Below are 26,199 nucleotides of genomic sequence, written 5' to 3' on the forward strand. Positions count from 1 at the left end.
CCGTGCGTCCCGAGCGCGCCGCGGGCACCATGGACGCATGCGACGACGCGAGCGCGCACGACGCGCCACCCGGACCGCCACCCTCCTCGCCGTCGTGCTGGGCGGGGCCGGCGTCACCCACTTCCTGCGGCCGAGGGGCTACGACCGGATCGTCCCGGACGCCCTCCCGCCGCGCCTGACCACCCTGGCGTCCGGCGCCGCCGAGCTCGGCATCGCGACCGGCCTGGCGATCCCGGCCACCCGCCGTGCCGCGGGCTGGGCAGCCGTCGCGCTGTTCCTCGCCGTCTTCCCCGCGAACGTGAAGATGGCGAACGACCTGCTCGACAGCCCGCGGTCGACACGGGCGATGCGACTCGTGTCGGTGCTCCGCCTGCCCCTGCAGGCACCCCTCGTCGCCTGGGCCGTGCGCGTCGGCCGGCACGCGCCACGACGGTGACCGAGCCCGCGCGGGACCGAGCAGCGGTCCCCCTGCTGCACCGACCGGTGACGGTGCACGCCTGGGAGGACGTCGTCTTCGCGCACTGGCGTCACGACCCCGAGTCGCTCGCGCGTCTGGTGCCGCGCGGCACCCGCCCTGACGTCGTCGACGGGAGCGCGTGGGCCGGCCTGACGGCGTACGTCTTCCGCGAGACCCGGGTGCCGCCGTTCCCACCGTCCGGACGCCTCGGCTCGATGACCGAGGTGACGATCGAGGTGCTCACCGTCGACGACCGCGGTCGCCGCGGGGTCGCCTACCGCACGGTCGACACCGCGAACGTGCCCGCGATCGTGGCGGCGCACGCCCTGCTCGGGGTGCCGTACACGTTCGCGCACGCGCGGGCGCGACGACGTGGGGACACGCTGTCCTACCGGTCGGTGCGGCACCCGGCACGCTCCCTCCACCCGGTCCGCTGGCTCCGCGGACGCCGGGGCGGAACCGGGTCCGGCGCGGCGTGGCCCGGCGGTCCGGTCTGGCCGGGCAGCACGGGTGGGCCAGGAGGCGCGGTGCGACCCCGCCACGACGCCACCGTCCGGGTCGTGGCCGGTGACGTCGTCGACGACCGGCTGGCGACGGACCTCACCACCCGACAGGGCATCCACGCCCGGCACCTCGCGCAGACGCTGTTCTGGCAGCGCCAGCACCCGCCGCTGACGATCCGGTCGGCACGGCTCGAGCGGCTCGGCGGCGACCTGCCCGACGCCGTCGGGATGCCCGGGCTCCTCGACCGAGAACCCGACTCGCTGCTCGTCGTGGACGGCACGACCGTCCGCTACGCCTGGGGGGACGTGGTCCAGTGAGCGACGATCCGCACGACACCGACCAGCACGGCACGGACCGGTTCGACCTCGACCGGTTCGTCCGTGCGCAGCAGGGTGTGCACGACACCGCGCTCGCCGAGCTGCGGCGCGGCCGGAAGTCGTCGCACTGGATGTGGTTCGTGTTCCCCCAGCTCGCCGGCCTCGGCCGCTCGCCCACCGCGCAGCGGTACGCACTCGACGGCCTCGACGAGACCCGGGCGTACCTCGACCACCCCGTCCTCGGCCCGCGGCTGCTCGAGGCGACCCGTGCGGCGGAGTCCGCCCCGGCCCGGACCGCCGACGACCTGCTCGGGGGCGTCGACGCGCTGAAGCTCCGGTCGTCCATGACCCTGTTCGCCGCGGCCGCCGCCGACCCGGAACCGTTCCGGGCCGTCCTCGACCGCTGGTACGACGGCACCGAGGACCCGGTGACCCTCCGGCTGCTCCACCCCCACGACTGACACGCTCCGAGCCGACAGGGACACCGTTCACATATCAGGTACGGTGAACCGTGCGTCCGCACCGACCGGTGGGACGCCCGCCGACGCCACGATCCCGGAGGAACCCGCATGCCGGTCCCCAGCAGTGCACCGACCGAGCACCAGCTGCTCCGCGACACCGTCCGGCTCAAGATCCACGCCGCGATCATGGACGGCACGCTCGAGCCCGGCGAGCGGCTCAACGACGACGAGCTCATCGCCTGGCTCGGTGTCTCCCGCACCCCGATCCGCGAAGCACTGAGCCAGCTCGCGCGCGCCGGCCTGATCGAGATGGCGCCGAACCGCTACACGCGGGTCACCACGCCGGACCCGACCGAGGTGGTCGAGGCGCTGCAGACCCTGGGCGTCCTGTTCGGCGGGGTCGTGCGGCTGGCGGTGCCGCGCCTCGGTGCGAGCGCGAAGAAGAAGATCCTCGCCCAGCTCGACGCCACCATCGCGGACTACGAGTCGCACGACGTCGCCGCGGTGAACCGTGACGCCCTCGCCGTGTTCGCCCGCTACGTCGAGGAGTGCGGCAACGAGAACCTCCAGCGCGTCTGCCGGGACACCATGGACGGCCTCGCGTTCCGACTGCGGCTCCCGAACCTCGACGAACTCGTCGACTGGGACCAGATGACGGCCGACTTCCGCCGTCTGCGTGAGGCCACCGCGTCCGGGGACAACATCGAGGCGGAGCTCGCGACCGAGGCGATCCACCTGCTCCCCGGCGAGAAGCGCTGACCCCACCTGAGCGCCCGTACAGGAGCACGCCCGTCTCGCCCTCGCGAGGCGGGCGTGCTCCGTCCGCCACGGTGGTCGGCGACACCCACGGCGACCCGCGCGACGCTCCCAGTCACACCGTTCGACGAGCCGGTAGCATCGCCCCGACCACCCCGTCGAGCGACCCGGAGCACCGTATGAGCCACCGCCAGCCGGACCGTACCGAGATCGCCGCGCGCCTCGCCGCGGCGGTCGGCCGGATCAACCGGCGGGCCCGCACGGACTCGGCCTCGCTCGGGTACGGCATCGTCTCGGCGCTGGCGACGATCCAGCGCGAGGGACCCCTGCGCCCGGGCGACCTGTCGCGGATCGAGGTCGTCACGAAGCCGACGATGACCCGCATCCTGACCGAGCTCGAGCAGCGCGGGTTCATCGAGCGCGAGGCGGACCCCCGAGACGGTCGGGCGTTCATGGTGACGGCCACCCCCGAGGGCATCGCAGCGGTCGAGCGAGCCCGTTCCACCCGCACCGGCATCGTCGCCGAGCTCATCGCCGAACTGCCCGACACCGACGTCGACGCCATCGCCGCCGCGCTCGACGCCCTCGAACGCGTCGCACAGGGCGAGCGCACCCAGGAAGCTCACACCTCCCGGGCCTGATCGGGCCGTTACCGAACCGTTACCAACGGGTGGACGGACGGTTCTGCCAGACAAACTGGACGGTGCACCCAGCAACACCGGTCATCGTGGCGGCTTCGCCCAGCGGCGGCCACCCCACGGTCGCCCGTCGGCGGACGGACGGGCCCCACACCACCGTCCGGTCCTCCCCCGGCTCGCGAACTCCTGACGACGGACGTCTCGTTCATCCGCACCCCTGCGCGCTCCCCCACCCCGCGTGCAGCGTCACGAGTCACGCACCACGAGCCGGCCGACCACCGGAATCGATGACAGGACGCAACACCGACCTCCCCACCACCACCGCCTCGACCCGACGTGAGGCCCTGAACTCCCCCAACCGGCGCCTCCGCCGCGCGCTCCGCCGCCCCACCACGCTCATCGTGGGCGGGGCCGCAGTCCTCGCCGTCGCCGGAGGCATCGCCACCGTCGGCACGCAGCCCGCGATCGGCGAGGCCCTCGGCATGCCGACCGCCAGTGCGACCGCGGCACCGGCACTCGCCGGGACCGCGCTCGACCGGGCCCAGGCCGCGGCGACCATCGCCACGGCTGAGACGATCGCCGACTCGGCGAACGAGAAGACCGACACCGGCGTCCTCGAGCGCCGCATCGACGCGCTCGACGACTACCGGAAGCTCTCCGGCGCGGCACTGACCTCGCGGATCTCCTCGACGGTCGACGCCACGACGGCGGTCGCGGACGCCAGCGCCGCGCAGGACAAGCAGGACGCCGACGCGAAGGCCGCCGCGGCCGCCGCAGCGGAGCGCGCCGCGGCCGAACGGGCAGCAGCCGCCGAGGCCGCGCGCAAGCAGGCCGCCGCGAACACGGTCGAGGGCGCCAAGGCGACCGCGAGCTCGCTCGCCTCGTCGAAGTACGGCTGGGGTTCCGACCAGTTCCAGTGCCTCGACAACCTGTGGACCAAGGAGTCCGGCTGGAACTACCAGGCCGTCAACGCGAACGGCGGCGCGACCGGCATCCCGCAGGCCCTCCCCGGGTCGAAGATGGCCACGATCGCCTCCGACTGGCGGACGAACGCGACCACCCAGATCACCTGGGGCCTGCAGTACATCAGCGACGCGTACGGCACCCCGTGCGCCGCGTGGTCGCACTCGCAGGCGTCGAACTTCTACTGAGCCGACGCCAGGCACGCACGATGAACGACCCCGGGTCCTGCACCCGGGGTCGTTCATCGTGTAGGCATACGCAGGTGACCACCATCGGACTCCGCCGCATGGCACCCCGCGACCCCACCGAGGGACACCGCGCCGCCAGCCCCCTCGAGCTCCTCTTCGACCTCGTCTTCGTGGTCGCCGTCGGGTTCGCCGCGACGAACCTGCACGAGATCGAGGTCGAGGGGCACGTCTCGTCGGCCGTCCTCGCGTACGCCTTCGTCTTCTTCGCGATCTGGTGGGCGTGGATCAACTTCACCTGGTTCGCCACCTCGTTCGACACCGACGACTGGCTCTACCGCGTGATGACCTTCGTGCAGATGGCGGGGGTGCTCGTGCTCGCCGCCGGGGTGCACGCCGCGATGGTCGAGGGGACGACCACGGTCGTCGTGCTCGGCTACGTCATCATGCGGCTCGCCCTCGTCGGGCAGTGGCTCCGGGTCGCCGCGTCGTCGTCGGAGTACCGGCGGACCGCACTCCGGTACGCCGGCGGCATCGTCGTCGTCCAGGTGCTCTGGGTGCTCGCGCTCCTGCTGCCGGACGGCGTCTCGTGGGGTGTGGTCCCGGTGCTCATCCTGCTCGAGGTCCTCGTCCCGCCGTTCGCCGAGGCGGGCACGCAGACCACGCCGTGGCACACCCGGCACATCGCGGAGCGATACTCCCTCTTCACGCTGATCGTCCTCGGCGAGGGGCTCGTGGCCTCGGCAAACGCGGTCATCGACGGCATCGCGCACGCCGACCACCTCGGGTCGCTCCTCGTGCTGGCGGCGTGCGGGCTCGTGATCGTCGCCGGGCTGTGGTGGATCTACTTCTCCCGCGAGCAGCACGACCACATCCGGTCCCTGCCGACCGCGCTCCTGTTCGGCTACGGTCACTACCTCGTCTTCGCCGCCGCCGGTGCGCTCCCTGCGGGGATCGAGGTCGCGGTGAGCGCCGATGCGGGCGAGGCCGACCTGTCGCACGCGACCGTCGCCGCCACGATCGCCGTGCCGGTCGCGTTGTTCGTGCTGTCGATCTGGGCGCTGGCGCTCCGGCCGTCCCTCAGCCTCAGCTGGAACGTCGTCGTCGTGGCGCTCGCGCTCGCGGTGCTCGCGAGCATCGCCGTGCCGTCGGTGTCCCTCGTGGCGACGGCACTGCTCGTCGCCGCCGTGGTCGTCGTGCTGGAGGTCGCCGACCGGCGACCGTGACCCGCGGCGGACGTGAGCCGGGCCCGTGACGGTGACCGGATGACGGACGGGAGGCGCGGCGCAGGCCCGCACCGTCCCTCCCGTCACGGCCGTCGTGCCGCTGGCGCGCCACGCCGGTACCGGCGTGTGGGGCCCACCTCCTGAACCGCAGGCGGGTGCGTCAGCCGACGCGCGCGATCCGCACGTCGACCCGGCTGAGCGGCAGGCCGTGCTCGGTCGCTGCGGCGAGCGCCGCGAGGTGCGCTGCGCGTGCCGTCTCGGGTGCCGGGACGGAACCGTCAGTCCCGATCACGATGCGGAGGACGTCGTCGTCGAGCACCACGCGCGCGACCGCGGTGCGGGTCGCGAGGTTCTTGGCGGCACCGACCGCGCTGCCGAGCGTCGGGCGTGCCCGGTAGAGCTCCGCGACCCCGGGGACCGCGACGACCGCTGCCTCGATCGCGGCGAAGGTCTCGTCGTGGCTGCTCATGCTCGTTCCTCCTCGGCGTCGGGGTCCGGCTCGTCGTCGGACGGTGGCAGCAGGTCGCGCACCACGACGTCCACGGACTCGACGAGCAGGTCGGTCTCGGTCGCGAGGACCTCGGCGACGGTCTCGCGGATGTCCGACGCCACGCGCTGGATCGTCGACCCGACGCGGACGGCGATCTCGACGACGATGCGCACCGGGGCACCGAGCTCGGTGACGTCGCCCTCGAGCGTGCACCGTGCGATGAGGGCGTCGGGCACCGCGTCGCCGGCGGTCCGGACGAGCGAGCGGATGGCGCCCTCGGTCATCACCGGGCGTTCGGTGGGCGCCGCCGGGCGGAGCGGGACGTCACGGCCGGCGCGTGCCTCGAGCGAGATGTTCGCGAGCACGCCGCTGATCCACGACTCGTCGGCGGGTGCTTCCTGTTCGGCAGCGGCCTCGAGCGAGCCGAGCGAGGACTGCCGGAGCCGCACGATGGCGGCGAGGGCGTTCTGGCAGGCCGGGGAGTGGTCGATGCTCGGGTCGGCCGGCTGCATGCCGGCGTCGAGGTAGTCGGCCAGCTCGTCGATCGTGTGGCCGTCGAGGTCGTCGGGTTCGAGGGAGTCGAGCCGGACGGGATCGGGTTCGGTCATCGCCATCCCTCCATGAGACGGATCATGTTCTTGCGCGCCCGGGACAGCAGTCCCCGGACGGTCGAGGGCGGGAGGTCCAGTTCCTCCGCGATGGCCTCGTACGAGTACTCGAGCACTTCCTTCATCACCCACGTGCGGCGCTGCGCCTCGGGCAGTTCCGCGAGCGCCGTCTCGACCGCTTCCTCGCGGGAGCGGGCCTCGGCGACGCGTTCGGGTGCGTCGTCCGCCGGTGCCTCGACCTCGAGCTCGGTGACGTCGTCGTGGAACCGCCGGGCCCGGATGCGGTCGATGCACTTCCGGCTGAGGATGCGCATGAGCCACGCCTTGACCCGGGCGCCGTCCTGGAGCGTGTCGAGCTGGTTCCAGGCGGTGATGAACGTCTCCTGCACGACGTCGTCGAGTTCGTCGGTCGAGCCGAGGGTCCGGCGCGCGTAGGCACGGAGCAGGGGGGTGTGGCGCCGGATGAGGACCTCGAACGCCCGGACGTCGCCGTCGGACGATCGACCAGCGAGGACGGCGTCGTCGAGGTCGGTGAGGGGCTGGTGGTGCACGCTTTCCTTCTACTGGTGTGGGGTCGGGGGTTCCTGAGTGCGGTGCCGTCGTGCCGCTAGGCCGTGTGGGCCGGGTGTCCGTGCGTGCGGCGGACCTTCATCGGGCCGACGGGCCGCGCGGACAGCGACCGGACGCGTGCCTGCGCCAGGACGTGCTCGTGCCCGACGCGGACGAGCGCGGTGGTCGCGAGGTGTGCTGCGGGTGCGGTGTCGGTCATGACGGGGTCCTCCATCGGGGTGCTCACCGATGGGACGGAACGAACAGCCGGATCGTCACACTTCTGCGTGCGCGGGTTCTGCGGCAGGCTGGGGGCATGTCCCTCGTCACCGCCGTCTGCCGCGTCGACCGCCTGCTGCCCGACTCCGGCACCATCGGGGTCACCGCGATCGACAAGCGCCCCGTCGACGGCCCCGTCCGGGTCCGTCCGCTCGGGCTGTACGCCGACGTGCAGGCGGACCGGAAGCACCACGGCGGCGAGGACCAGGCGGTGTACGCCTACGCGGACGAGGACGCGGCGTACTTCGCGGACCTGCTCGACCGGGACGTCCCGCCGGGGCTGTTCGGCGAGAACCTGCGCACGACGGGCGTCGACGTCACCGGGGCCGTGACGGGGGAACGCTGGCGGATCGGCGAGACCCTCGAGCTCGAGGTCACGATCCCGCGGATCCCCTGCGGCACCTTCGCCCGCCGGATGCGGGTGGACAAGTGGGTCAAGCGGTTCACGGAGGAGGCCCGCCCCGGCGCCTACCTCCGCGTGGTGCGGTCCGGGCCCGTGTCCGCCGGCGACCCGGTCGTCGTCACCCACCGACCGGACCACGGCGTCACGATCGGCCAGCTCTTCGCGGGCCTGACGCCCGAGCAGGCGCGGGCCGTGCTGTCGTCGGGGCGCGGGACGGGTCCCGGCGGCCCGGGGACGGGTGGGCTCGCGCCGAAGGTCGTCCGGGACGTGTCGAAGGTCCTGGCGCGCGCGACCGCCTGAGTGCGGGCGGTCCGCCGGGCCGTGGTCAGTCCGGCTGCGGCCGGCGCACGGGGTCGATCGGGCGCTTCGCCTGCGGCAGCTTCGCGACGACGAGGTCGTACGCGTTGCCGACGAGGTCCTCGACCAGGGTCTCGTCGATGCCGTCCCCGGGCGACAGCGTGATCCAGTGCTGCTTGTTCATGTGCCAGCCCGGGGTGATCTCGGCGTGGTCGCGCACCAGGGCGGCACCGTGGGGCGGCGCGCACTTGAGGTTCACGATCGGCACGCCACGGAGCTCGGAGGTCATCACGAACATCCTGCCGACGACCTTGTAGACGAACGAGCCTTCGCCGAAGGGCTGGGTCTCCGCCACCGCGGGCAGGGCCATCGCGGTGCGGATCGCCACCTCGTGCAGCGTCTCGCCGTCCATGTGCTCCAGCATGCACCGGACCGCCGACGGTGCACCTCGTTCTGGGGTGCGTGCGGACCCCGGTTCCGAACTATCCTCAGGCCGTGCACATCACCCGAACCCTCAGCATCGCCGCCGCCACCGCCGTGCTCGCCGCCACCGCCGTCGTCGGAGGCGCCTCGACCGCGCAGGCCGCCCCGACCGTCTACAAGAACTGCACCGCCGTGCAGAAGGTGTACTCGGGCGGGATCGCGAAGAAGTCCGTCACGAAGAACCGCGTCACCTCGAAGGGCAAGGTCACGTACCGGGCGCTCAAGGGCACGGTGAAGAAGGACGACGCGCTGTACGCGGCGAACAAGAAGATGGACGCCGACGGCGACGGGATCGCCTGCGAGAAGAGCTGACCCCGACTCGTCAGAGGGGCGGGACGCCCTCGTGTCCCGAGCGCGGGCGCGCCGTCCCGGCGACACCCGTCACGACCGACCCCGGTGGGACGTCCTTCGTCACCACCGTGTTCGCGCCGACGACGGAGTCCGCGCCGACCGTGATCGCGCCGATGAGCGACGACCCGGCACCGAGCACGACGCGGTCCCCCACCGCCGGGTGCCGACGAGCTCCGGGCCCGTGGTCGCCCCCGCGGCCGCCGAGGGTCACCCCGTGGAAGAGCACGACGTCGTCGCCGACCACAGCGGTCTCCCCGATGACGACCCCCATGCCGTGGTCGATGAAGAACCGGCGGCCGATGCGGGCACCGGGGTGGATCTCGATGCCGGTGACCGACCGGGCGACCTGCGCGAGGACCCGGGCAGCGAACCGCGACCCCGGCAACCCCTCGGCGATCCAGAGCCGGTGCGTCAGTCGGTGGGTCCAGACGGCGTGCAGCCCCGAGTAGACGATCGCGTTCTCGAGGTCGCCACGGGACGCGGGGTCACCGCGGCGTGCTGCGGCCAGGTCCTCCCGGACGGTCCGCAGCACGCCTCGTCGGGCGGGACGACTCACGCAGTGAGTCCCTCGAAGAGGACCGTCGACAGGTAGCGCTCACCGGTGTCGCACACGATCGCGACGACCCGCTTGCCCGCGTTCTCCGGACGCGCGGCGATCTCGATCGCGGCGTGGATGATCGCGCCGGACGAGATGCCCGCGAGGATGCCCTCCTGGGTGCCGAGGTCGCGGGCGACCCGGAGCGCGTCGTCCAGCTCGACGTCGAACACCTCGTCGATGACGGACTGGTCGAGGACCTCGGGGATGAAGTTCGCGCCGATGCCCTGGATCTTGTGCGGACCCGCCTTGCCCTCGGTCAGCAGCGGCGAGTCCTTCGGCTCGACCGCGACGATCTGCACACCGGGCACGCGCTCCTTGAGGACCTGGCCGACACCGGTGATCGTGCCGCCCGTACCGACGCCCGCGACGAACACGTCGACGTGCTCCTCGGTGTCGCGGAGGATCTCCTCCGCCGTCGTCTTCCGGTGGATGGCCGCGTTCGCCGGCGTCTCGAACTGGTGGGCCAGGATCGCGCCGGGCGTCTCGGCGACGATCTGCTCCGCCTTCGACACCGCGCCCTTCATGCCCTCCGGCCCAGGGGTGAGGACGATCTCGGCACCGTAGGCGCGGATGAGGGCACGACGCTCGACGCTCATCGTCTCGGGCATCGTGATGACGACCCGGTACCCGCGAGCCGCACCGACCAGTGCGAGCGCGATGCCCGTGTTGCCGGAGGAACCCTCGACGATCGTCCCGCCGGCCTGCAGCTCGCCGGACTCCTCGGCAGCGTCGATGATCGCGACGCCGAGCCGGTCCTTCACGCTCGCACCCGGGTTGTAGAACTCGAGCTTCGCCAGGACCTCGGCGCCGCCCTCCTTCGGGAGGCGGTTCAGCCGGACCAGCGGCGTGTTCCCGAACGCCTGCGAGATGTTGTCGTGGATCGTGCCGCTCATCGGTACCGTCCTCTTCGGGTCAGGTCGCGTGCCTCCGCCCTGGAGGCACGGCGTGCGCTGCGATCCTAGCGATCCGACCCCGGATGGTGCTGCCTCGTGACGCGTGCTGCGCACCGGGCGCCGGCCGCGCCTCGCGTCCGTCACGCCGCGACCGGGACGCGCGTACCGTGCGCCGCAACGACGAGGAGGTCGCCATGTCCAAGGAGCAGCAACCCGACGCCACGCCACCGGTCGTCGACCGCGCAGCGTTCGACACGGCGCTCGCCGCGCAGGTGCGCGACGAGAAGGAACTCACCCGCCACGGCGACCGCGTCTCGGCCGCGCGGCGACGGCTCCCGATGGTCCGCGTCGACGACTACGAGTTCACGGGTCCCGACGGTCCCCTGCGACTGACGGAGCTGTTCGCCGGGAAGTACCTGCTCCTCGTGCAGAACGTCATGTACGGACGGGACTGGGACGCCGGCTGCCCGAGCTGCACGTGGGCCGTCGACAACCTGCCCGCCGACATGGGCCGGCTCGACGACGAGGGGATCGCGTTCGCGATGGTCTCCGAGGGGCCGATCGAGCGGCTCGAGGCCTGGCGGCAGCAGCACGGGTGGCCGCACACGTGGGTGTCGTCCGGCGCGACGAGCTACCACGACGACTGGGGCTGGACCGTGCACAGCGACGACTGGGACGGCCCGGTGCCCGGGTACTCGTACTACCTGCTGCGCGACGGTGTGCCGTACCTGACCTACGCGACCGGTGCGCGCGGGACGGAGGCGATCCTGCCGGTGCCGCACATCATGGACCGCACGGTGTACGGGCGGCAGCAGGACTGGGAGGACAGTCCCGAGGGCTGGCCGCAGTACCCCACCTACGGCTGACCGGACCGCCGGTCAGCGCACGTGCGCCGTCCGCGCGAACCGCTCGTCCGTCGCCGCGAGCACCCGCAGCACGTTGCCCCCGGCCAGGGCACGCAGGTCCTCCGGGCCCCAGCCACGACGCTGCAGTTCCGCCGCCAGCACCGGGTACCGCGACACGTCCCGCAGGTCCGGCGGCAGCACGGGCGTCCCGTCGTAGTCGCCGCCGAGCCCGATGTGCGCCGCACCGGCCACCTCGCGCGCGTGCTCGACGTGGTCCGCCACGTCCGACACCGTGACGAGCGGGGGCTCCCCCGCCGAACCGGCGTCCTCCCACTCGGCCCACGCCCGGGACACGAACTTCGGCACGAAGGTGATCATCACCACACCGCCGTTGCCGCGCAGGCGGGCGAGCACGTCGTCCGGGACGTTCCGCGGGTGGTCGTTCACCGCGATCGTCGACGAGTGGCTGAACACCACCGGCTGCGTGGCGACGTCGAGGGTGTCACGCATGGTCTCCGGCGACGTGTGCGACAGGTCGACGAGCATCCCGATCCGCTCCATCTCGGCCACGACCTCGCGCCCGCGGTCGGTCAGCCCGCCGTGCGGGTGGGAGCCGGTGGCCGAGTCGGCCCAGGGTGTGTCGTCGTTGTGCGTGAGGGTCATGTACCGGACCCCGAGCCGGGCGAGGTCGCGGAGTACCGCCAGGTCGTCGCCGATCGAGTGGCCGCCCTCGGCACCGAGGAGCGACGCGGTCCGCCCGGCGTCGACGGCCGCGACGACCTCGGCCGCGGTACGTGCGAGGGTGAGCGACTCCGGGTACCGCTCGATGATCCGGTGTGCGAGGTCGACCTGCTGCAGCGTCGCGCGGACGGGATCGGGGACGTCGGTGGGGACGAACACCGACCAGAACTGCCCGACCACCCCGCCGGCACGGAGCTTCGGCAGGTCGGTGTGCAGGGACCCCTGCTCGGAGTCGATGCCCTCGACCCCGGAGTCGTGGGTCTCGCGCCGCTCCCAGGGCAGGTCGTTGTGTCCGTCGATGACCGGGAACGGGAGCGCGTCGAACGTCATGCCACCGACGCTACCGCGACGACCGCCGTCGCTAGGCTCGCCCCATGGACCCCGTCACGCTGCGGACCGAGCGGCTGGTCCTCTCGGTCCCCGAGCTCACCGATGCCGACGACGTCGTCGCCTACGCGACCGATCCCGACGTGGTGGCGTTCATCCCGATGCCCGAACCGTACGGTCACGCCGAGGCCCGCCACTGGCTCACGGCCGTGGTGCAGGACGGCTGGGTGTCGGACACCCGCTACGAGTTCGCCCTCCGCCGTGCCGACGACCCACGGCTGCTCGGTACGGTCGGGCTCTTCGGGTTCGCAGGCGGCGGCGCGGAGATCGGGTACGCGACCCACCCGGACGCCCGCGGGCACGGCTTCGTGACCGAGGCGGCGGACCGCGTGCTGCAGTGGGCGTTCGCGCCGGCTCCCGACGGGCTCGGGCTCGCGCGCGTGCAGTGGCGGGCGATGGCGGAGAACCGTGCGTCGATCGCCGTCGCGCAGCGGCTCGGCATGCGGTACGAAGGGCGTCAGCGGTCCGCGGTGCTCCAGCACGGCCGGCGCCACGACCAGCTGCTGGCAGCTGTCCTGCGCGACGACGACCGATCCGTCCGACCAGTCTGGCCGACGTCGTGACCGTCGCGTTCCGGGTCGTCACCGACCTCGCCGCCCCGCCGGAGCGCGCGTTCGCGCTGTCGCTCGACATCGGCGCGCACGAGCGGTCCATGGCCGCCACGGACGAGCACGCGGTCGCGGGCACCACGGCCGGCACGATCGGGCTCGGTGAGTCCGTCACGTGGCGCGCGCGGCACTTCGGGATCGTGTGGCGGATGACGAGTCGGATCACGGCTCTGGAGGCGCCCCACCGGTTCGTCGACGAACAGGTGCGTGGACCGTTCGCCCGGTTCCGGCACGAGCACCGGTTCGAACCGTCGGCCGGCGGCACGCGGATGGTCGACGAGATCGAGTTCCGTGCACCGCTCGGGGTGCTCGGGGTCGTCGCCGAACGGCTCGCGCTGGCTCGGTACCTGCCGCGGCTGATCCGGGAGCGCAACGCCTCGCTGGCGGCCGAACTCGCCGGCGAGCGCGGCGGTGCCGGCGACGACGAGCGCGGCGACGGCACGGGTCAGGGCGCGGCGAGCTCCCCCAGCGCGTCGTAGGCCTGCGCCACCGCGTCCACCCGTGCGCGTCCGCCCGGGCCGGATGCCTCGTACACGTCGTTCGCGACCGCGGCGACGACGGCGAACAGCGCCGCCATCGAGTCGAACGCCGACGGAGAGTCCACAGGGCAGAGGATCGCCGTGGCCGCCGGGGCCGCGATGACCGCCGCGGTCGGGTCGCCCAGGACGACGACGTCCGCGCCGCTGGCGACGCAGTGCCGCACGAGCTTGCCGATGCCGGCGGCGTGCCGGCGCACCGTGACGATGATGACGAGGTCGCGTCGGTCGAGGTCGGCCACCTCTTCGCCGAGGCGCTGTCCCGGGGCCGGGCCGATGCGGACGTCCGGTCGGACCTGCGCGAGCTGGGCGCGCAGTTGGAGGGCGATCGGGTACGCCCCGCGTTCCCCCGCCACGAGCACCCGGCGGGCGCGGACGATCCGACGGGCGAGACGGGGACGGTCGGCCCGGGCGAGCGAGGCGAACGCGGCGTCGAGGTTGCGCGACTCGACGGCGCGCTGGTCGACGTGCGCCGCGTCCTCGGCGGCCCACGGCAGGCCGGAGCCCCGCGCCGACATCAGGTTCTGCCGGACCTCGGCGGCGTCCTGGAAGCCGAGCGACCGGACGAGCCGGGAGACCGTGGCCTTCGAGGTGCCCGACTCGGCGGCGAGCTCGGCCGACGTCCCGACGAGCAGGAGTTCGGGGTCGTGGCGCACCATCGCGGCGACGCGGCGCTCGGCCGGGGACAGCTGCTCCCACACCGAGTCGATGCGCGCCCGGACGTCGGGGCCGGCGGCGCTCACGCTGCGGCCACCCGTCCGACCGCGACCGCGAGCGCGTCGAGCCCGAGGGCGATGTCCTCGGTGGAGACGAACTCGTCGGGGTGGTGGCTGATGCCGTCCGGGTTGCGGAGGAAGAGCATCGCGACGTCGGTCACGAGCCCGAGCGACATGGCGTCGTGTCCCGCGCGGGAGAACAGCTCGATCGGACATGGCTCCCCCGTCGACTCGATGCCCGCCCGGACGGCGTCCATCAGCCGCGGTGCGCAGAACACCGCCGGCGCACGGTGGACCTCGGTCGGCTCGACGCTGACGCCACGGCGCTCCCCGATGAGCGCGAACGCCTTCGTGATCTCGTCCCACACGGCGTCGCGTCCCTCGTCGAACTCCCCGCGCAGGTCGACCGAGAACCGTGCCAGCCCCGGGACGACGTTCACGGCTCCGGGTTCGACGGTCATGGTGCCGACCGTGCCGACGTGCTGCGACGCCCGGCAGATCCGTTCGACGGCGAGGGCGGCCTCGGCGGCGGCGAGCAGGGCGTCGTGCCGGCGGTCGTAGGGGGTGCCGCCGGCGTGCCGGGCCTCGCCGACGGCCTCGACGGTGAACCGCCGTGCGCTCGCGATGCTCGTGACGACGCCGAGCGCCTGACCGGCCTGTTCGAGGTACGGTCCCTGCTCGATGTGCGCCTCGAGGTAGCCGGCGAGCGCCGACGGTTCGACCGCGGCCTCGTGCACGCGCGATGGGTCGAGCCCGAAGCGGGTGAAGGCGTCGCGGAGGGTGACCCCGTCGCCGTCGGTGAGGTCCCACCAGGACTCGTCCCAGACACCGGCGACCGCGGAGGACCCGAGCAGCGCCTTGCCGAAACGGGTGCCCTCCTCGTCGGAGAACGCGATGACCTCGAGCGCGACGGGGAGCGGGCCGTCGGCGGTCACCCGTGCCACCGTCCGGATGGCCATGAGGACCCCGACGATCCCGTCGTACCGGCCGGCGTCCACCACGGTGTCGAGGTGCGATCCGAGCAGCAGCACGGGGGCGTCGGGGGTCGCACCGCCGACGCGGCCGTGCAGGTTGCCCGCCGCGTCCTGCCAGGTGCTGAGGCCGGCGTCGCGCATCCAGCCGGCGACGATCGCGTTGACCCGTGCGTGCTCCGGCGAGAGGTAGACGCGGGTGATCCGGCCGGGCTCCTCGGTGACGGTCGCGAGTTCGTCGCACCACCCGGCGATCAGCGTCGCGTCGGCGGTGGCGGTCGCGGAGGCCCGGACCGCGGACGGCGCGCTCACGCCGACACCCCGGCAGCGACGACGCCAGCACCGGCGTAGACGTCGAGCGCCGCGTCCACGCCACCGCCGGACGGCACCGCGTGCCCGGCCCGGCGCAGGGCGTGCTCGAGCGCGGCGAGGGTCGTCACGACGGTGTCCTTGCGCGCGTTGTAGCCCATGGTGCCGATCCGCCAGACCCGTCCGTGCAGCGGCCCGAACGACGTGCCGATCTCGATGCCGTGGTCGTCGAGCATCGCGGCACGGACCTGGTCGCCGACGACGTCCGACGGGATCTCGACCGCGACGACGTTGTGCATCTTGTGCCCGAGGTCGCCGAAGACGCCGAGACCGAGTGCCTGCACCCCGGCGGTCATCGCGCGGCCGGCGGTCTCGTGGCGTGCGACCACGGCGTCGCGGCCCTCCTCCAGCAGGATCCGGGCGCACTCGTTCGCGGCGTAGAGCATCGACGCGGCCTCGGTGTGGTGGTTGAGCCGTCGCGGGCCCCAGTAGTCGAGGATCATCGCGAGGTCGAGGTAGTTCGACCGGATGGGTTCGTCGGCGACCTCGTCCCCGGGTTCGCGGATGCCCGCCTCGACGCTGCGCCGCTGGTCGAGCACGGCGACGGCCCGCGGCGAGACGGTGAGCGGCGCGCTGCCGGACGGTCCGCCCAGGCACTTCTGCAGCCCCGCGCTCACGGCGTCGATGCCCCATGCGTCGACCTCGAGCGGGTTGCCCCCGACGGTGGCGGTCGCGTCCGTGTAGAACAGCACGCCGTACCGTTCGCAGATCGCTCCGAGCTCGTCGAGCGGCTGGGTTCATCGTGGTCGAGGTGTCGCCCTGCACGATCGCCAGGACCTTCGGGCGCACCTGCGCGATCGCGTCCTCGATCGCCGACGGGGTGAACACCTGCCCCCACTCGGTCTCGATCGTGTGGACCTCGGCCCCGGCACGCCCGGCGATCTCGGCGAGCAGGTGCCCGAAGCGCCCGAACACCGGCACGAGCACGCGGTCCCCCGGGGCGAGCAGGGACACGAGCGCCGCCTCGATGCCGGCGCGGGAGGTCCCGTCGACGAGGACGGTCGCCTCGTTCGTGGTGCCGAACACCCGCCGGTACAGCTCCTGCGTCTCGTTCATCGTGGTGGTCATCCACGGGTCGTACTGCCCGACGAGCGGTGTCGACAGGGCACGGAGCACCCGCGGGTCGGCGGTGATCGGCCCCGGTCCCATGAGCAGACGGGCGGGTGGGTTCACAGGGAGCATGTTCGGTCCTCTCGTTCCGGTGGAGATCGTATCGGAACGATCGTTACAGCGCTGTTCCCGCGAGCACGGGTCGGTCGACGAGCGCCCCGCTGACGGACGTGACGCCGCCGTCCGCGGTCGCGACCAGCCGCCCGCGCAACCAGGTCTCGGTGACGCTGCCCCGCGCCTCCAGGCCGGCGAACGCCGAGACGGGGTTGCGGTGCGCGAGCCCGGCCACGTCGACGACCGCCGAGGCGGTCGGGTCGAACACCGCGAAGTGCGCGAGTGCGCCCGGCGCGATGCGCCCGCGGTCGGCGAAGCCGGCGAGCCCCGCCGGGCCGGTCGTGAAGTGCGGCAGCAGCTGCTCGAGCGCGACACCGCGGCGCTGGGCCTCCGTCCACACGGCACGGAAGCCGACCTGCAGCCCGGCGATCCCACCCCAGGCGGTCCCCCAGTCGTCGGTCTTGAGGTCCGCGGTGGAGGGCGAGTGGTCGGACACGATCATGTCGATCGTCCCGTCCAGGACCCCGGCCCAGAGCGCGTCGCGGTTGGCGTCGTCGCGGATCGGCGGGCAGCACTTGAACTCGGTCGCCCCGTCGGGGATCGTGCCGGCCTCGAAGGCGAGGTAGTGCGGGCAGGTCTCGACCGTGATCCGCACGCCGTCGTCCTTCGCGGCGCGGATCATCGGCAGCGCGCCGGCGTCCGACAGGTGCAGGACGTGCACGCGAGCGCCCGTCTCGCGGGCACCCTCGACGACCCGGGCGATCGCGGACCGCTCGGCGTCGACCGGGCGGGTGGCGAGGAAGTCCTCGTAGTGTCCGCCGAGCGCCGCGTGGTCGACCAGGAACTCGGGGTCCTCGGCGTGCACGATGAGCAGGGCGTCGATGCGGGCGACCTCCTCGATCGCCGCGCGCAGCTGCGGTGCGTCGAGGTGCGGGAACTCGTCGACCCCGGACGGCGCGGTGAAGCACTTGAAGCCGAACACGCCGGCGTCGTGCAGGCCGTCGAGCGACCCGAGGTTCGCCGGGACGGCGCCGCCCCAGAACCCGACGTCGACGGCGACGCGGCCCGCGGCACTCGTGCGCTTCACCTCGAGCGCCTCGACGGTGGTCGTCGCGGGGATCGAGTTGAGCGGCATGTCGATGATCGTGGTGACGCCGCCGAGTGCGGCTGCACGGGTCGCCGAGGCGAAGCCCTCCCACTCGGTGCGGCCGGGCTCGTTCACGTGCACGTGCGTGTCGACCAGGCCCGGGAGCAGGACGTGCGCATCGGGCACGGCGCGGTCCTCGACGGCGTCGACGGGCTCGTCCACGGCCACGACGGCGTCGACCCGCCCGTCGCGGACGACGACGGCTGCGGGTCGGAAGGCGCCGTCGATCCAGGCGCGGCCGGCGCGCAGGACCAGGTCAGCGGGCGCGGGTGCGGCCGTCGTGTCGCCGGCGGGGCCCTGGAGGCGCGTCATGCGCCCGCCCCGACCGTCGCGCCCGCCATCGGCCGGCGTTCGAACCCCGCGAGCAGTCCCGACATCGGCTTGGCCGGGGGTGGCGCGTACTCGCCGCGTCGCCCGGTCGTGAGCCCGAGGCGCACGAGGGACTCGGCGAGCACCGTGGCCGCCGCGACACCGTCGACGACCGGCGCCCCGACGGCGCGGGACACCTCGGTGCAGAAGTCCGCCATGCCGGCGCAGCCGAGCACCACGGCGTCGGCGCCGCCGGCGAGCACGGCCCGGCACTCCTCCACGACGAGTGCCCGGGCGTCGGAGTCCGGGTCCTCCAGGCGGAGCACGGGGACCTCGCACGCCCGGACCTCGGTCACGAGCGACGCGAACCCGTACCGTTCGGCGAGCTCGTGCGCCCGGCCGGTGGTCCGGCTCAGGGTGGTCACCACGCCGAACCGGCGCCCGAGCATCGCGGCGGCGTGGAAGGCCGCCTCCGCGATGCCGATGACGGGTCCGGACGCGACCTCGCGTGCCGCATCGAGCCCGGGGTCCCCGAAGCACGCGACCACGTAGGCGTCGACACCGTCCTGCTCGCCGAGCGCGATCTGCTCGAGGAGCCCGGGGACGGCCAGCGCCTCCTCGTAGTGGCTCTCGATCGACGCCGGCCCCATGGTGGGGTCGACGGCTTCGACGATCGTCCCGGGCCCGGCGACCGCGGCGGCGGCGCTGCCGATCGCCGCGGTCATCGAGGAGGTGGTGTTGGGGTTGACGACGCGGATGCGCATCGGGTTCCTTCCGGTGGTGCGGGTGGTGCGGGTGGGACGACTCGGTCGGTCAGGCCCGGCCGACCGCGGCACCGTCGTCGACGGACGGGTCGTCGGCGGCCAGCACGGGCATGCTCGGACGCAGGCGCTCCATCCCGACGAAGACGACGAGGCCGAGGGCGCACCCGATGAACCAGCTGTAGTTCGACAGCCACGGGACGACGCCGAGCGCCGACGGCAGGACCGCACTGGCGACCGACACCGCACCGGTGACGACGAGCGTCCAGATGGCGTTCGGATTGAAGCCCTTGACGTACCAGTACCGGGCCGCGGGGTCTTTCGTGTACATGTCGTCGACCGCGATGCGCTGCTTCGCGACGATGTAGTAGCCGGCGATGAGGATCCCGAACAGCGGGCCGATCAGGGCGCCGAGGACCCCCAGCGTGTACAGGATCGCCTGGTCGTTGCCGTACCAGTTCCACGGGGTGAGGAGGACGGAGCCGACAGCCGCGATCATGCCGCCCGCCCGCCAGCTGATCTTCCGCGGGGCCACGTTCGAGAAGTCGAACGCGGGGCTGATGAAGTTCGCGACGATGTTGATGCCGACGGTCGCGGTGACGAAGGTCAACCCGCCGAGGAGGATCGCGAACGGCGCCCCGATCGCCTGCACGGTCTCGATCGGGTCGGTGATGAGCTTGCCGAACACCGGCACCGTGGCGCTGGCGCAGAGGACGGTGAGCACCGAGAAGAACAGGAAGTTGATCGGCAGGCCCCAGAGGTTGCCGCGCTTCACCGCGTCGAACGACTTCGCGTAGCGGGAGAAGTCGCCGAAGTTCAGCATCGGGCCGGAGAAGTAGCTCACCACGAGGGCGATCGCGGACAGCATCACCGGGATGCTCGCGCCGAACGACAGCGGCGCACCGGCGGACAGCGTGAACGAGATGTTCCCGATGCCGGCACGGCTGACGAGGTAGATGGCGAGGGCGATCATGATGACGTACACCGCCGGGCCGGCCCAGTCGATGAACTTCCGGATCGCGTCCATGCCCATCCAGAAGAGGGCGCCCTGTGCGACCCAGAGGATGGCGTACGAGATCCAGCCGAGCGCGGAGAGCCCGAGGAACGAGTGCTCGAGGAGCCCCGCCGAGGCCGGGATGAACTTGAGGAAGACGATGTTGAGCGACTGGGCGGCGAGGAAGGTCTGCACGCCGTACCAGGCCATCGCGATGAGCCCGCGGATGATGGCGGGGACGTTCGCCCCGAGCACGCCGAACACGGCGCGGTTGATCACCGGGTACGGCACCCCGGTGCGCTGGGACGGCTTGGCGACGAGGTTCGCGAACACCTGCACGATGAGGATGCCGACCACCAGGGCGATGAGCACCTGCCAGCTGGCGATGCCCAGCGCGAAGAGCGACCCGGCGGTGACGTAGCCGCCGACCGAGTGCACGTCCGACATCCAGAACGCGAAGATGTTGTAGCTCGTCCACGTCTGCTTGCGGAGCGGAGCGAGGTCCTCGTTGGTGAGCGCCGGGTCGTACCCGGGGCGGACGACGCCGGCACCGGCGGGTGCTGCCGTCGTGCGGGGGGCGTGGGGCGCGGCGACCGGGGGCTGGATCTCTGTTGCCATGGCGTCCTCCGAAGGAGTGGGAAGGGCGAGCGGTGCCCGCCTCTGCCACGACGCTACGGAGACACTGCGCCCGGCCCGTTACCCCCGTGTAACGGTCGTGTGTCGTGACGCCCGTCCTGGAACGATCGTTCCGACACGGACACCGACACCGATCGCCGTCCGCCCGCTCAGAGCGCGTGCGCCCCGAGGACCGCCCCGGCCGCGTACGTCGCGGCCAGGGCCAGCGCTCCTCCGGTCACGACACGGATCGTCGCCCGCGTGCGCGGCGCACCACCGAGCGTGGCACCGGTCGTCCCGGTGGCGGCGAGCGCGACGAGCACCGCGACGACCGTCACCGCCATGCGGGCCGGCTCGGGACTGAGGAGCATCGCGAGGAACGGCAGCGCGGCACCGGTCGTGAAGGTCGCCGCCGACACCCAGGCGGCACGCCACGGGCTCACCACCTCGTCCTCGGCATCGCGGAGCGCGACCGCTGCCCGTCGACGGCGCACCTCGGGTCGGACGAGCTCGTCGGCGACGGCGCTCGCGACGGCAGGGTCGACGCCGAGGCTCCGGTAGTGGGCGGCGATCGTGCCGGCGTCCTCCGACTCCGCCTCGAGCTCGGCCTGGTGGGCGGCCTGGCCGGTGCGCTGGGCGTCACGGGCACCGCTGACGGACACGTACTCGCCGAGGGCCATCGACACCGCACCGCCGACGAGGGCCGCGGTGCCCGCCGCGATGACCGGACCGGTCCCCGCGCCGGCTCCCGCGACGCCGACGAGCACCGCCGCGACCGAGACGATGCCGTCGTTGGCCCCGAGCAGGCCGGCGCGCAGCCAGTTGAGTCGGGCGGCGCTCGTGGCGTCGTGGTCCGTGGAGGGCAGGACGAGGTCCGCAGCGGTCGACATGCGAGTCAGGATGCCACTCGGCGCGGGTCGGCGCCAGCATGGTGAGGCTACCCTGATCAGGGGTTTTCGGATGAGGGCAGCCTCACCTCACCGGTCTGCGGCGTGCGGGAAGCCGCATCGGCACCGCACCCTCGGCACCCGGGCGGAACGTGCGGGCGCCCGGGTGCCAGGATCGGCGCATGAGCGCGGGAATCAGGATCGACCACGTGGGCGTCACGGTGCCGGACATCGATGCCGCCACGGCGTTCTTCGAGGCGGCGTTCGACGCCGTCGTGCTGTACGACATGCGCTGCCGCACCGAGGAGCCGAACGCGACGGCCGAGGCGCACCGCTACCTGGGGATCCCGTCGACGATGGCACAGGGCGCGATGCGGATGCTCGCGCTGCCGGACGGACCGGGGCTCGAGCTGTTCGAGTACCACGGACCGGACCAGCACCGTCCCGTGCACCCCGCGGACCTCGGGTGGCAGCACCTCGCGATGTACACGGACGACCTCGACGGCACGCTCGCCCGCATCGAGGCAGCCGGGGGCACCCGCAACTCGGACCCTCGGGACCTCCGCGGCCTCGAGGTCGGCGAGGGGAACCGGTTCGTGTACACCCGGACCCCGTGGGGCTCGACGCTCGAACTCGTCAGCTACCCGACGCCGCAGCCGTACCTGCTCGTCGCACCACGGGCGAAGTGGGCGCCGTGGCCGAGCGCGGCGGACGCGCTGCCCGTTCCCCAGCCGGAGCCGGAGCCGGAGCCCCAGCCGTCCTGACGGGTCAGTCGTCGGCAGCGACGACACCCTCGGCAGCGTCGACGCCGTCGGCGACCCAGACCCGGGTCGGCCGACCGCTCAGTGCGTGCGCGAAGGGGTCGCCCCCGGGACGGAACCCCGCGCTGCGGTACAGCCGGAGCGCCGGCGCGTTGTCGTCCAGCGCGTGCAGCAGGGCTCGGCGGTGGCCCGCGGCTCCGGCCTCGGCGACGGCTCCCAGCAGCAGGGACCGTCCGAGTCCGTGCCCCTGGGCCCGCGGGTCGACGGCGAGGAGCGAGAGGTAGGCCGCGTCCTCCGGGTCCCCCGGACGCCCCGTCCCCGGAGCGGTGACGAGCGCGAACCCGGCGATCGCCGCGGCCGCACCACGGTCCGGCTCCGTCGACGCCACGACGAGCGCGACGCGGGGCACCGCGAACTTCGACCGAGCGCGTTCCCGCACCGCGTCCGACTCGGGCACGCCGTCACGGGTGGCGACGGCGCGCGTCCACAGGTCGACGCACGCGGTGGCCTCGTCCTCGACGGCGGCACGCACGACGAACGAGGACCCGATCACCCGTTCAGCGTACGGCTGCGGACTGCCCCACCCGGAACGACGCCCCCGCGGTGCTCCGCCGGCAGCCGGTCACCGCGGCCGTGCAGCTTGTGCCGCAACGATCCGGGCTCGTAGCCCTCGGGGTAGACGCCGCGGGCACGGAGCTCCGGTACGACGAATTCGATGACGTCCTCCCACGTCCCCGGGGTCACCGCGTAGGCGAGGTTGAACCCGTCGACGTCCGTCTGCTCCTGGATCTCGACGAGCCGGTCGGCGATGGTCGCCCCGCCGCCGACCGCGACCGGGCCGAGGCCGCCGATCGCCGTGTGCCGCGCGAGGTCCCGGATCGTCCACTTCGACCCGTCGGACCCGGTGGCCGCCGCGATGTTCGCCGCCGCGGACTGGATCGCGTTCGACTCGACGTCGCCGAGTGGCTCGTCGAGGTCCCACTGCGACAGGTCGACACCCATCCAGCCGGAGTTGAGCACGAGCGCGCCGAGCTCCGAGGCGTAGGACAGGTAGTCCTCGTACTTGGCCTGGGCGAGCTCGTCGGTGGCGTCGGTGATGACGGTGAGCAACGTGTAGACGCGGGCGGCGTACCGGTCGCGACCAGCAGCCTCCAGGGCGTCACGGACCTTCCGCACGGTCGACGCGAGCTGCTCGACGGTCGGTGCGCCCACGAACACCGCCTCGGCGTTCTCGGCCGCGAACCGGATGCCGCGCGGCGAGGCCCCGGCCTGGTAGATCACGGGCGACCGCTGGACCGACGGCTCGGACAGGTGGATGCCCGGGACGTCGAAGTGCGTGCCGTGGTGCTCGATCGGGTGGACCTTCGCGGGGTCGGTGAAGACGCCGGTCTCGCGGTCCTCGACCACGGCGTCGTCCTCCCACGAGCCCTCCCACAGCTTGTAGAGGACCTCGAGGTACTCGTCGGCGACGTCGTACCGGTCGTCGTGCGAGAGCTGGTCGGTCTGCCCCATGTTCCGCGCGGCACTCGGCAGGTACCCGGTCACGACGTTCCAGCCGATGCGGCCCTTCGTGAGGTGGTCGAGCGTCGAGATGCGCCGGGCGAACGGGTACGGGTGCTCGTACGCGGTCCCCGCCGTGATCCCGAAGCCGAGGTGCTCGGTCACCGACGCCATCGCCGACACGAGCAGGATCGGGTCGTTCACGGGGACCTGCGACCCGGTGCGGAGCGCGGCCTCGTTGGAGTCGCCGTAGACGTCGTACGTCCCGAGCACGTCGGCGATGAAGATCCCGTCGAAGTTGCCCCGCTCGAGCAGCTGCGCGAGGTCGGTCCAGTACGACAGGTCGTTGTAGTGCCGGGACCGGTCCCGCGGGTGCCGCCAGAGCCCGGAGGACTGGTGCGCCACGCAGTTCATGTCGAAGGCGTTGAACCGGATCTGTCGGTGCTCGCTGCTCGTGCTCACGAGCGTGACGGTACGTGCCGTCCCGGGGCGGACGGCGGAAGGTGACGAACCGTGACGTGGGACTGCGGGTCGGGAGGGACGGTGCGGGCCCGCACCGCGCCTCCGGGACCGCACACCGGTCGCGTCAGGAGCGCGTGGTCGCCTCGCGCGCGGCGGCCTCGGCCGCGACCCACGCGAGCATCCCGCACTTGACCCGCATGACGAACTTCGAGACGCCGTGGAACGCGACGAGGTCCTCGAGCACGTCCTCGTCGGGCTCGCCCGCACCGCGGGAGCGCATCATCGTGCGGAACTCCTCGGTGAGCGCGAGCAGCTCGGGCACCGTGCGGCCGACCGCCATGTCCGTGAGGACCGACGCCGACGCCATCGAGATCGAGCAGCCGTCACCCTGCCACGCGAGACCGGCGATGCGGTCGGTGCCGGGCTCGAGGCGCACGCGCACGGTGATCTCGTCGCCGCAGGTGGGGTTGCGCTCGAAGTGCTCGGCGTCGGCGTCGGGCAGCTCGCCGTCGCCGTGCCGGGCTTTCGCGTGGTCGAGGATGACCTGCTGGTAGAGGGAGTCGAGGGCGCTCATGCGGTCGCTCCGAAGTAGTCGCGGACCTCGCCGACGGCCGTGAGGAACCGGTCGACGTCCTGCTCGGTCGTGTAGACGTACGTGCTCGCGCGGCTGGTGGCGACGAGGCCGAGCCGACGGTGCAGCGGTTGGGCGCAGTGGTGGCCGGAGCGCACCGCGATGCCCTGCGCGTCGAGGTACTGCGAGACGTCGTGGGCGTGCACGCCGTCGACGTCGAACGACACGAGACCGGACCGCGGCACGCCGGCGGGCGGACCGACGACGTGGACGCCCGGGATCGCGGCGAGTCCGGTGAGCATGCGCTCGGCCAGGTGCTCCTCGTGCGCACGGACCCGCTCCATGCCGATGCCCTGCAGGTAACGGACCGCCTCGGCGAGCGCCACGGCCTGCGACACGGGCTGGGTGCCGGCCTCGAACCGCTCGGGTGCCGGCATGAAGTCGGTGTGCTCCATCGTCACCGTGGTGATCATCGAGCCGCCGGTCCGGAACGGAGGCAGGGCGTCGAGCAGTTCGTGGCGGCCCCAGAGCACGCCGATGCCGTTCGGCCCGAGCATCTTGTGCCCGGAGAACGCCGCGAAGTCGACGCCGAGCGCCTGCACGTCGAGCGGCCGGTGCGGTGCGGACTGGCAGGCGTCGAGGACGACGAGGGCACCGTGCGCGTGGGCGGCCGCGACGACGGCGGACACCGGGGCGACCATGCCGGTGACGTTCGAGACGTGGGCGAAGGCGACGACCTTCGTGCGGTCGGAGACCAGGGCGACGGCGTCCTCGGCCGTCCAGGTGCCGTCGTCCGCGACGGGGACCCAGCGGAGCGTCGCACCGGTCAGCGCGGCGAGCTCCTGCCACGGGACGAGGTTGGCGTGGTGCTCGGCCTCGGTGACCAGGACCTCGTCGCCGGGTGCGATGCGGAAGCGCTCGGCGTCCGGTCCCCCACGGCCTCGGCTGGCGTTCGCGATGCCGTACGCCACGAGGTTGAGGGCGTCGGTGGCGTTCGCGGTCCACACGACCTCGGACGGTGACGCGGCCCCGACGAACCCGGCGACGGTGGCCCGGGCGTCCTCGTACGCGTCGGTGCTCAGCGCGGCGAGGGTGTGCGCGCCGCGGTGCACGGCGGCGTTGTCGTGCTCGAGGAAGCGTCGTTCGGCGTCGAGCACCTGGCGGGGTCGTTCGGCGGTGGCCCCGGAGTCGAGGTAGGCGAGGGGGAACCCGTTCACCTCCTGCTGGAGGATCGGGAAGTCCCGTTTGATCGCCTCGACCTCGGACTCGGTGAGCGGTTGGTTGGGCGCCACGACAGTCACCACACAATGGTGGTCTGCTCGCGGCCCGGAGTCCAGTCGGACGGGTACCGCTGACGGCGAACGGCCCCGGACACGTGGTCCGGGGCCGTCCGTACG

32 protein-coding genes and 1 pseudogene are annotated in these 26,199 nt (G+C 72.9%); 13 read left to right on the forward strand and 20 right to left on the reverse strand.

Annotated elements, in window-relative coordinates:
* Positions 1-37: 37 nt before the first annotated feature.
* The 7 genes from QE359_RS17405 (at position 38) to QE359_RS17435 (ending at position 5,507) form a co-directional block, all read left to right on the forward strand.
* The gene (locus QE359_RS17405) at positions 38-436 is read left to right on the forward strand and encodes a hypothetical protein (RefSeq protein WP_309780101.1); all 399 of its coding nucleotides are present in this window, start codon (positions 38-40) and stop codon (positions 434-436) included.
* Positions 433-1,278 (forward strand): DUF2071 domain-containing protein, encoded by an 846-nt coding sequence (locus QE359_RS17410; protein WP_309780102.1) that lies wholly within the window; start codon positions 433-435, stop codon positions 1,276-1,278. Before QE359_RS17405 ends, QE359_RS17410 begins: the two co-directional genes overlap by 4 nt.
* Positions 1,275-1,739, forward strand: coding sequence for a DUF1810 domain-containing protein (locus QE359_RS17415; RefSeq protein ID WP_309780103.1), 465 nt, complete (start codon positions 1,275-1,277; stop codon positions 1,737-1,739). Before QE359_RS17410 ends, QE359_RS17415 begins: the two co-directional genes overlap by 4 nt.
* 108 nt (positions 1,740-1,847) lie before the next feature.
* On the forward strand, positions 1,848-2,498 hold the full coding sequence (locus QE359_RS17420) for a GntR family transcriptional regulator (protein WP_071294568.1): 651 nt from the start codon (positions 1,848-1,850) through the stop codon (positions 2,496-2,498).
* A gap of 176 nt (positions 2,499-2,674) precedes the next feature.
* Positions 2,675-3,136, forward strand: coding sequence for a MarR family winged helix-turn-helix transcriptional regulator (locus QE359_RS17425; protein WP_070418288.1), 462 nt, complete (start codon positions 2,675-2,677; stop codon positions 3,134-3,136).
* A gap of 284 nt (positions 3,137-3,420) precedes the next feature.
* Positions 3,421-4,284 (forward strand): phospholipase, encoded by an 864-nt coding sequence (locus QE359_RS17430; protein ID WP_309780104.1) that lies wholly within the window; start codon positions 3,421-3,423, stop codon positions 4,282-4,284.
* 74 nt (positions 4,285-4,358) lie between these two features.
* Positions 4,359-5,507 carry a low temperature requirement protein A gene (locus QE359_RS17435; RefSeq protein WP_309780105.1) on the forward strand — a complete coding sequence of 383 codons (1,149 nt, stop codon included), beginning with the start codon at positions 4,359-4,361 and terminating at the stop codon, positions 5,505-5,507.
* Positions 5,508-5,667: 160 nt separating this feature from the next.
* On the opposite strand, the gene QE359_RS17440 is transcribed toward QE359_RS17435, so the two are convergent.
* Genes QE359_RS17440 through QE359_RS17455 form a run of 4 tightly spaced genes read right to left on the reverse strand, consistent with a single transcriptional unit; the run spans position 5,668 to position 7,374 of the window.
* The gene (locus QE359_RS17440) at positions 5,668-5,976 is read right to left on the reverse strand and encodes a hypothetical protein (protein WP_309780106.1); all 309 of its coding nucleotides are present in this window, start codon (positions 5,974-5,976) and stop codon (positions 5,668-5,670) included.
* Positions 5,973-6,605, reverse strand: coding sequence for a hypothetical protein (locus tag QE359_RS17445; protein ID WP_309780107.1), 633 nt, complete (start codon positions 6,603-6,605; stop codon positions 5,973-5,975). The genes QE359_RS17440 and QE359_RS17445 overlap by 4 nt, the downstream gene beginning before the upstream one ends.
* Complete coding sequence (locus tag QE359_RS17450; RefSeq protein WP_309780108.1) at positions 6,602-7,156, reverse strand: sigma-70 family RNA polymerase sigma factor; 555 nt, start codon at positions 7,154-7,156, stop codon at positions 6,602-6,604. The genes QE359_RS17445 and QE359_RS17450 overlap by 4 nt, the downstream gene beginning before the upstream one ends.
* A 56-nt stretch (positions 7,157-7,212) precedes the next feature.
* Positions 7,213-7,374 carry a hypothetical protein gene (locus tag QE359_RS17455; protein ID WP_175473682.1) on the reverse strand — a complete coding sequence of 54 codons (162 nt, stop codon included), beginning with the start codon at positions 7,372-7,374 and terminating at the stop codon, positions 7,213-7,215.
* 96 nt (positions 7,375-7,470) lie between these two features.
* Here QE359_RS17455 and QE359_RS17460 point away from each other — a divergent pair, with 96 nt between their 5' ends.
* Complete coding sequence (locus tag QE359_RS17460; protein ID WP_309780109.1) at positions 7,471-8,136, forward strand: MOSC domain-containing protein; 666 nt, start codon at positions 7,471-7,473, stop codon at positions 8,134-8,136.
* Positions 8,137-8,161: 25 nt separating this feature from the next.
* Here the strand turns inward: QE359_RS17460 and QE359_RS17465 are convergent, their stop codons facing one another.
* Positions 8,162-8,545 carry an MmcQ/YjbR family DNA-binding protein gene (locus QE359_RS17465; protein WP_309780110.1) on the reverse strand — a complete coding sequence of 128 codons (384 nt, stop codon included), beginning with the start codon at positions 8,543-8,545 and terminating at the stop codon, positions 8,162-8,164.
* Positions 8,546-8,628: 83 nt separating this feature from the next.
* Here QE359_RS17465 and QE359_RS17470 point away from each other — a divergent pair, with 83 nt between their 5' ends.
* Positions 8,629-8,928: an excalibur calcium-binding domain-containing protein gene (locus QE359_RS17470; protein WP_139201839.1), complete on the forward strand. Its 300-nt coding sequence runs from the start codon at positions 8,629-8,631 to the stop codon at positions 8,926-8,928.
* A gap of 10 nt (positions 8,929-8,938) precedes the next feature.
* Here the strand turns inward: QE359_RS17470 and epsC are convergent, their stop codons facing one another.
* Both epsC and cysK read right to left on the reverse strand, forming a co-directional pair.
* A complete protein-coding gene (epsC, locus tag QE359_RS17475; RefSeq protein WP_229086908.1) occupies positions 8,939-9,523 on the reverse strand; it encodes a serine O-acetyltransferase EpsC in 585 nt (194 codons plus the stop codon).
* Positions 9,520-10,458 carry a cysteine synthase A gene (gene cysK / locus QE359_RS17480; protein ID WP_071294571.1) on the reverse strand — a complete coding sequence of 313 codons (939 nt, stop codon included), beginning with the start codon at positions 10,456-10,458 and terminating at the stop codon, positions 9,520-9,522. Before cysK ends, epsC begins: the two co-directional genes overlap by 4 nt.
* 194 nt (positions 10,459-10,652) lie before the next feature.
* Here cysK and QE359_RS17485 point away from each other — a divergent pair, with 194 nt between their 5' ends.
* The gene (locus tag QE359_RS17485; RefSeq protein ID WP_309780111.1) at positions 10,653-11,324 is read left to right on the forward strand and encodes a DUF899 family protein; all 672 of its coding nucleotides are present in this window, start codon (positions 10,653-10,655) and stop codon (positions 11,322-11,324) included.
* A 12-nt stretch (positions 11,325-11,336) separates the two neighbouring features.
* Here QE359_RS17485 and QE359_RS17490 read toward each other — a convergent pair whose 3' ends face one another.
* Positions 11,337-12,374 (reverse strand): dipeptidase, encoded by a 1,038-nt coding sequence (locus QE359_RS17490; protein ID WP_309780112.1) that lies wholly within the window; start codon positions 12,372-12,374, stop codon positions 11,337-11,339.
* Positions 12,375-12,418: 44 nt separating this feature from the next.
* Between QE359_RS17490 and QE359_RS17495 the strand changes: the two genes are divergently transcribed.
* Together QE359_RS17495 and QE359_RS17500 are read left to right on the forward strand one after the other, a co-directional pair.
* Positions 12,419-12,994, forward strand: coding sequence for a GNAT family protein (locus QE359_RS17495; RefSeq protein WP_309780113.1), 576 nt, complete (start codon positions 12,419-12,421; stop codon positions 12,992-12,994).
* A complete protein-coding gene (locus tag QE359_RS17500) occupies positions 12,991-13,518 on the forward strand; it encodes an SRPBCC family protein (protein ID WP_309780114.1) in 528 nt (175 codons plus the stop codon). The genes QE359_RS17495 and QE359_RS17500 overlap by 4 nt, the downstream gene beginning before the upstream one ends.
* Here QE359_RS17500 and QE359_RS17505 read toward each other — a convergent pair.
* From QE359_RS17505 to QE359_RS17540, 8 genes and pseudogenes are all read right to left on the reverse strand, one after another.
* A complete protein-coding gene (locus QE359_RS17505; protein WP_309780115.1) occupies positions 13,485-14,318 on the reverse strand; it encodes an SIS domain-containing protein in 834 nt (277 codons plus the stop codon). The genes QE359_RS17500 and QE359_RS17505 overlap by 34 nt on opposite strands.
* On the reverse strand, positions 14,315-15,574 hold the full coding sequence (locus QE359_RS17510; protein ID WP_309780461.1) for an allantoate amidohydrolase: 1,260 nt from the start codon (positions 15,572-15,574) through the stop codon (positions 14,315-14,317). The genes QE359_RS17505 and QE359_RS17510 overlap by 4 nt, the downstream gene beginning before the upstream one ends.
* On the reverse strand, positions 15,571-16,323 hold the full coding sequence (locus tag QE359_RS17515) for an aminotransferase class V-fold PLP-dependent enzyme (RefSeq protein ID WP_309780116.1): 753 nt from the start codon (positions 16,321-16,323) through the stop codon (positions 15,571-15,573). Before QE359_RS17515 ends, QE359_RS17510 begins: the two co-directional genes overlap by 4 nt.
* A 112-nt stretch (positions 16,324-16,435) precedes the next feature.
* Positions 16,436-16,813: pseudogene (locus QE359_RS17520) on the reverse strand (alanine--glyoxylate aminotransferase family protein); the annotation flags it as partial.
* A gap of 43 nt (positions 16,814-16,856) precedes the next feature.
* Positions 16,857-18,254 carry an allantoinase AllB gene (allB, locus tag QE359_RS17525; RefSeq protein ID WP_309780117.1) on the reverse strand — a complete coding sequence of 466 codons (1,398 nt, stop codon included), beginning with the start codon at positions 18,252-18,254 and terminating at the stop codon, positions 16,857-16,859.
* On the reverse strand, positions 18,251-19,015 hold the full coding sequence (locus QE359_RS17530; RefSeq protein ID WP_309780118.1) for an aspartate/glutamate racemase family protein: 765 nt from the start codon (positions 19,013-19,015) through the stop codon (positions 18,251-18,253). The genes allB and QE359_RS17530 overlap by 4 nt, the downstream gene beginning before the upstream one ends.
* Positions 19,016-19,064: 49 nt before the next feature.
* Positions 19,065-20,624 (reverse strand): NCS1 family nucleobase:cation symporter-1, encoded by a 1,560-nt coding sequence (locus tag QE359_RS17535; RefSeq protein WP_309780119.1) that lies wholly within the window; start codon positions 20,622-20,624, stop codon positions 19,065-19,067.
* 167 nt (positions 20,625-20,791) lie between these two features.
* Positions 20,792-21,511, reverse strand: coding sequence for a VIT1/CCC1 transporter family protein (locus QE359_RS17540; protein WP_309780120.1), 720 nt, complete (start codon positions 21,509-21,511; stop codon positions 20,792-20,794).
* Positions 21,512-21,690: 179 nt separating this feature from the next.
* On the opposite strand from QE359_RS17540, the gene QE359_RS17545 reads away from it, so the two are divergent.
* On the forward strand, positions 21,691-22,272 hold the full coding sequence (locus tag QE359_RS17545; protein ID WP_309780121.1) for a VOC family protein: 582 nt from the start codon (positions 21,691-21,693) through the stop codon (positions 22,270-22,272).
* A gap of 4 nt (positions 22,273-22,276) precedes the next feature.
* On the opposite strand, the gene QE359_RS17550 is transcribed toward QE359_RS17545, so the two are convergent.
* The 4 genes from QE359_RS17550 to QE359_RS17565 form a co-directional block, all read right to left on the reverse strand.
* Positions 22,277-22,822 (reverse strand): GNAT family N-acetyltransferase, encoded by a 546-nt coding sequence (locus QE359_RS17550; protein ID WP_309780122.1) that lies wholly within the window; start codon positions 22,820-22,822, stop codon positions 22,277-22,279.
* Positions 22,819-24,183 (reverse strand): LLM class flavin-dependent oxidoreductase, encoded by a 1,365-nt coding sequence (locus QE359_RS17555; protein WP_309780462.1) that lies wholly within the window; start codon positions 24,181-24,183, stop codon positions 22,819-22,821. The genes QE359_RS17550 and QE359_RS17555 overlap by 4 nt, the downstream gene beginning before the upstream one ends.
* Before the next feature lie 172 nt (positions 24,184-24,355).
* Entirely contained in the window at positions 24,356-24,805 is a 450-nt protein-coding gene (sufU, locus tag QE359_RS17560) for a Fe-S cluster assembly sulfur transfer protein SufU (protein WP_092386206.1), read from the reverse strand.
* Complete coding sequence (locus QE359_RS17565; protein ID WP_309780463.1) at positions 24,802-26,094, reverse strand: SufS family cysteine desulfurase; 1,293 nt, start codon at positions 26,092-26,094, stop codon at positions 24,802-24,804. The genes sufU and QE359_RS17565 overlap by 4 nt, the downstream gene beginning before the upstream one ends.
* Between the last annotated feature and the right edge of the window lie 105 nt (positions 26,095-26,199).

The organism is Curtobacterium sp. SORGH_AS_0776 (assembly GCF_031453355.1).
Taxonomy (GTDB): domain Bacteria; phylum Actinomycetota; class Actinomycetes; order Actinomycetales; family Microbacteriaceae; genus Curtobacterium.

Bases quoted from the DNA above. Each gene is read 5' to 3' on its own strand.
- QE359_RS17405 (WP_309780101.1), top strand. From the start codon at position 38: ATGCGACGACGCGAGCGCGCACGACGCGCCACCCGGACCGCCACCCTC.
- QE359_RS17420 (WP_071294568.1), top strand. From the start codon at position 1,848: ATGCCGGTCCCCAGCAGTGCACCGACCGAGCACCAGCTGCTCCGCGAC.
- QE359_RS17425 (WP_070418288.1), top strand. From the start codon at position 2,675: ATGAGCCACCGCCAGCCGGACCGTACCGAGATCGCCGCGCGCCTCGCC.
- QE359_RS17430 (WP_309780104.1), top strand. From the start codon at position 3,421: ATGACAGGACGCAACACCGACCTCCCCACCACCACCGCCTCGACCCGA.
- QE359_RS17440 (WP_309780106.1), bottom strand. From the start codon at position 5,976: ATGAGCAGCCACGACGAGACCTTCGCCGCGATCGAGGCAGCGGTCGTC.
- QE359_RS17445 (WP_309780107.1), bottom strand. From the start codon at position 6,605: ATGACCGAACCCGATCCCGTCCGGCTCGACTCCCTCGAACCCGACGAC.
- QE359_RS17455 (WP_175473682.1), bottom strand. From the start codon at position 7,374: ATGACCGACACCGCACCCGCAGCACACCTCGCGACCACCGCGCTCGTC.
- QE359_RS17460 (WP_309780109.1), top strand. From the start codon at position 7,471: ATGTCCCTCGTCACCGCCGTCTGCCGCGTCGACCGCCTGCTGCCCGAC.
- QE359_RS17465 (WP_309780110.1), bottom strand. From the start codon at position 8,545: ATGGACGGCGAGACGCTGCACGAGGTGGCGATCCGCACCGCGATGGCC.
- cysK (WP_071294571.1), bottom strand. From the start codon at position 10,458: ATGAGCGGCACGATCCACGACAACATCTCGCAGGCGTTCGGGAACACG.
- QE359_RS17485 (WP_309780111.1), top strand. From the start codon at position 10,653: ATGTCCAAGGAGCAGCAACCCGACGCCACGCCACCGGTCGTCGACCGC.
- QE359_RS17490 (WP_309780112.1), bottom strand. From the start codon at position 12,374: ATGACGTTCGACGCGCTCCCGTTCCCGGTCATCGACGGACACAACGAC.
- QE359_RS17495 (WP_309780113.1), top strand. From the start codon at position 12,419: ATGGACCCCGTCACGCTGCGGACCGAGCGGCTGGTCCTCTCGGTCCCC.
- allB (WP_309780117.1), bottom strand. From the start codon at position 18,254: ATGACGCGCCTCCAGGGCCCCGCCGGCGACACGACGGCCGCACCCGCG.
- QE359_RS17530 (WP_309780118.1), bottom strand. From the start codon at position 19,015: ATGCGCATCCGCGTCGTCAACCCCAACACCACCTCCTCGATGACCGCG.
- QE359_RS17535 (WP_309780119.1), bottom strand. From the start codon at position 20,624: ATGGCAACAGAGATCCAGCCCCCGGTCGCCGCGCCCCACGCCCCCCGC.
- QE359_RS17540 (WP_309780120.1), bottom strand. From the start codon at position 21,511: ATGTCGACCGCTGCGGACCTCGTCCTGCCCTCCACGGACCACGACGCC.
- QE359_RS17545 (WP_309780121.1), top strand. From the start codon at position 21,691: ATGAGCGCGGGAATCAGGATCGACCACGTGGGCGTCACGGTGCCGGAC.
- QE359_RS17555 (WP_309780462.1), bottom strand. From the start codon at position 24,183: ATGAACTGCGTGGCGCACCAGTCCTCCGGGCTCTGGCGGCACCCGCGG.
- sufU (WP_092386206.1), bottom strand. From the start codon at position 24,805: ATGAGCGCCCTCGACTCCCTCTACCAGCAGGTCATCCTCGACCACGCG.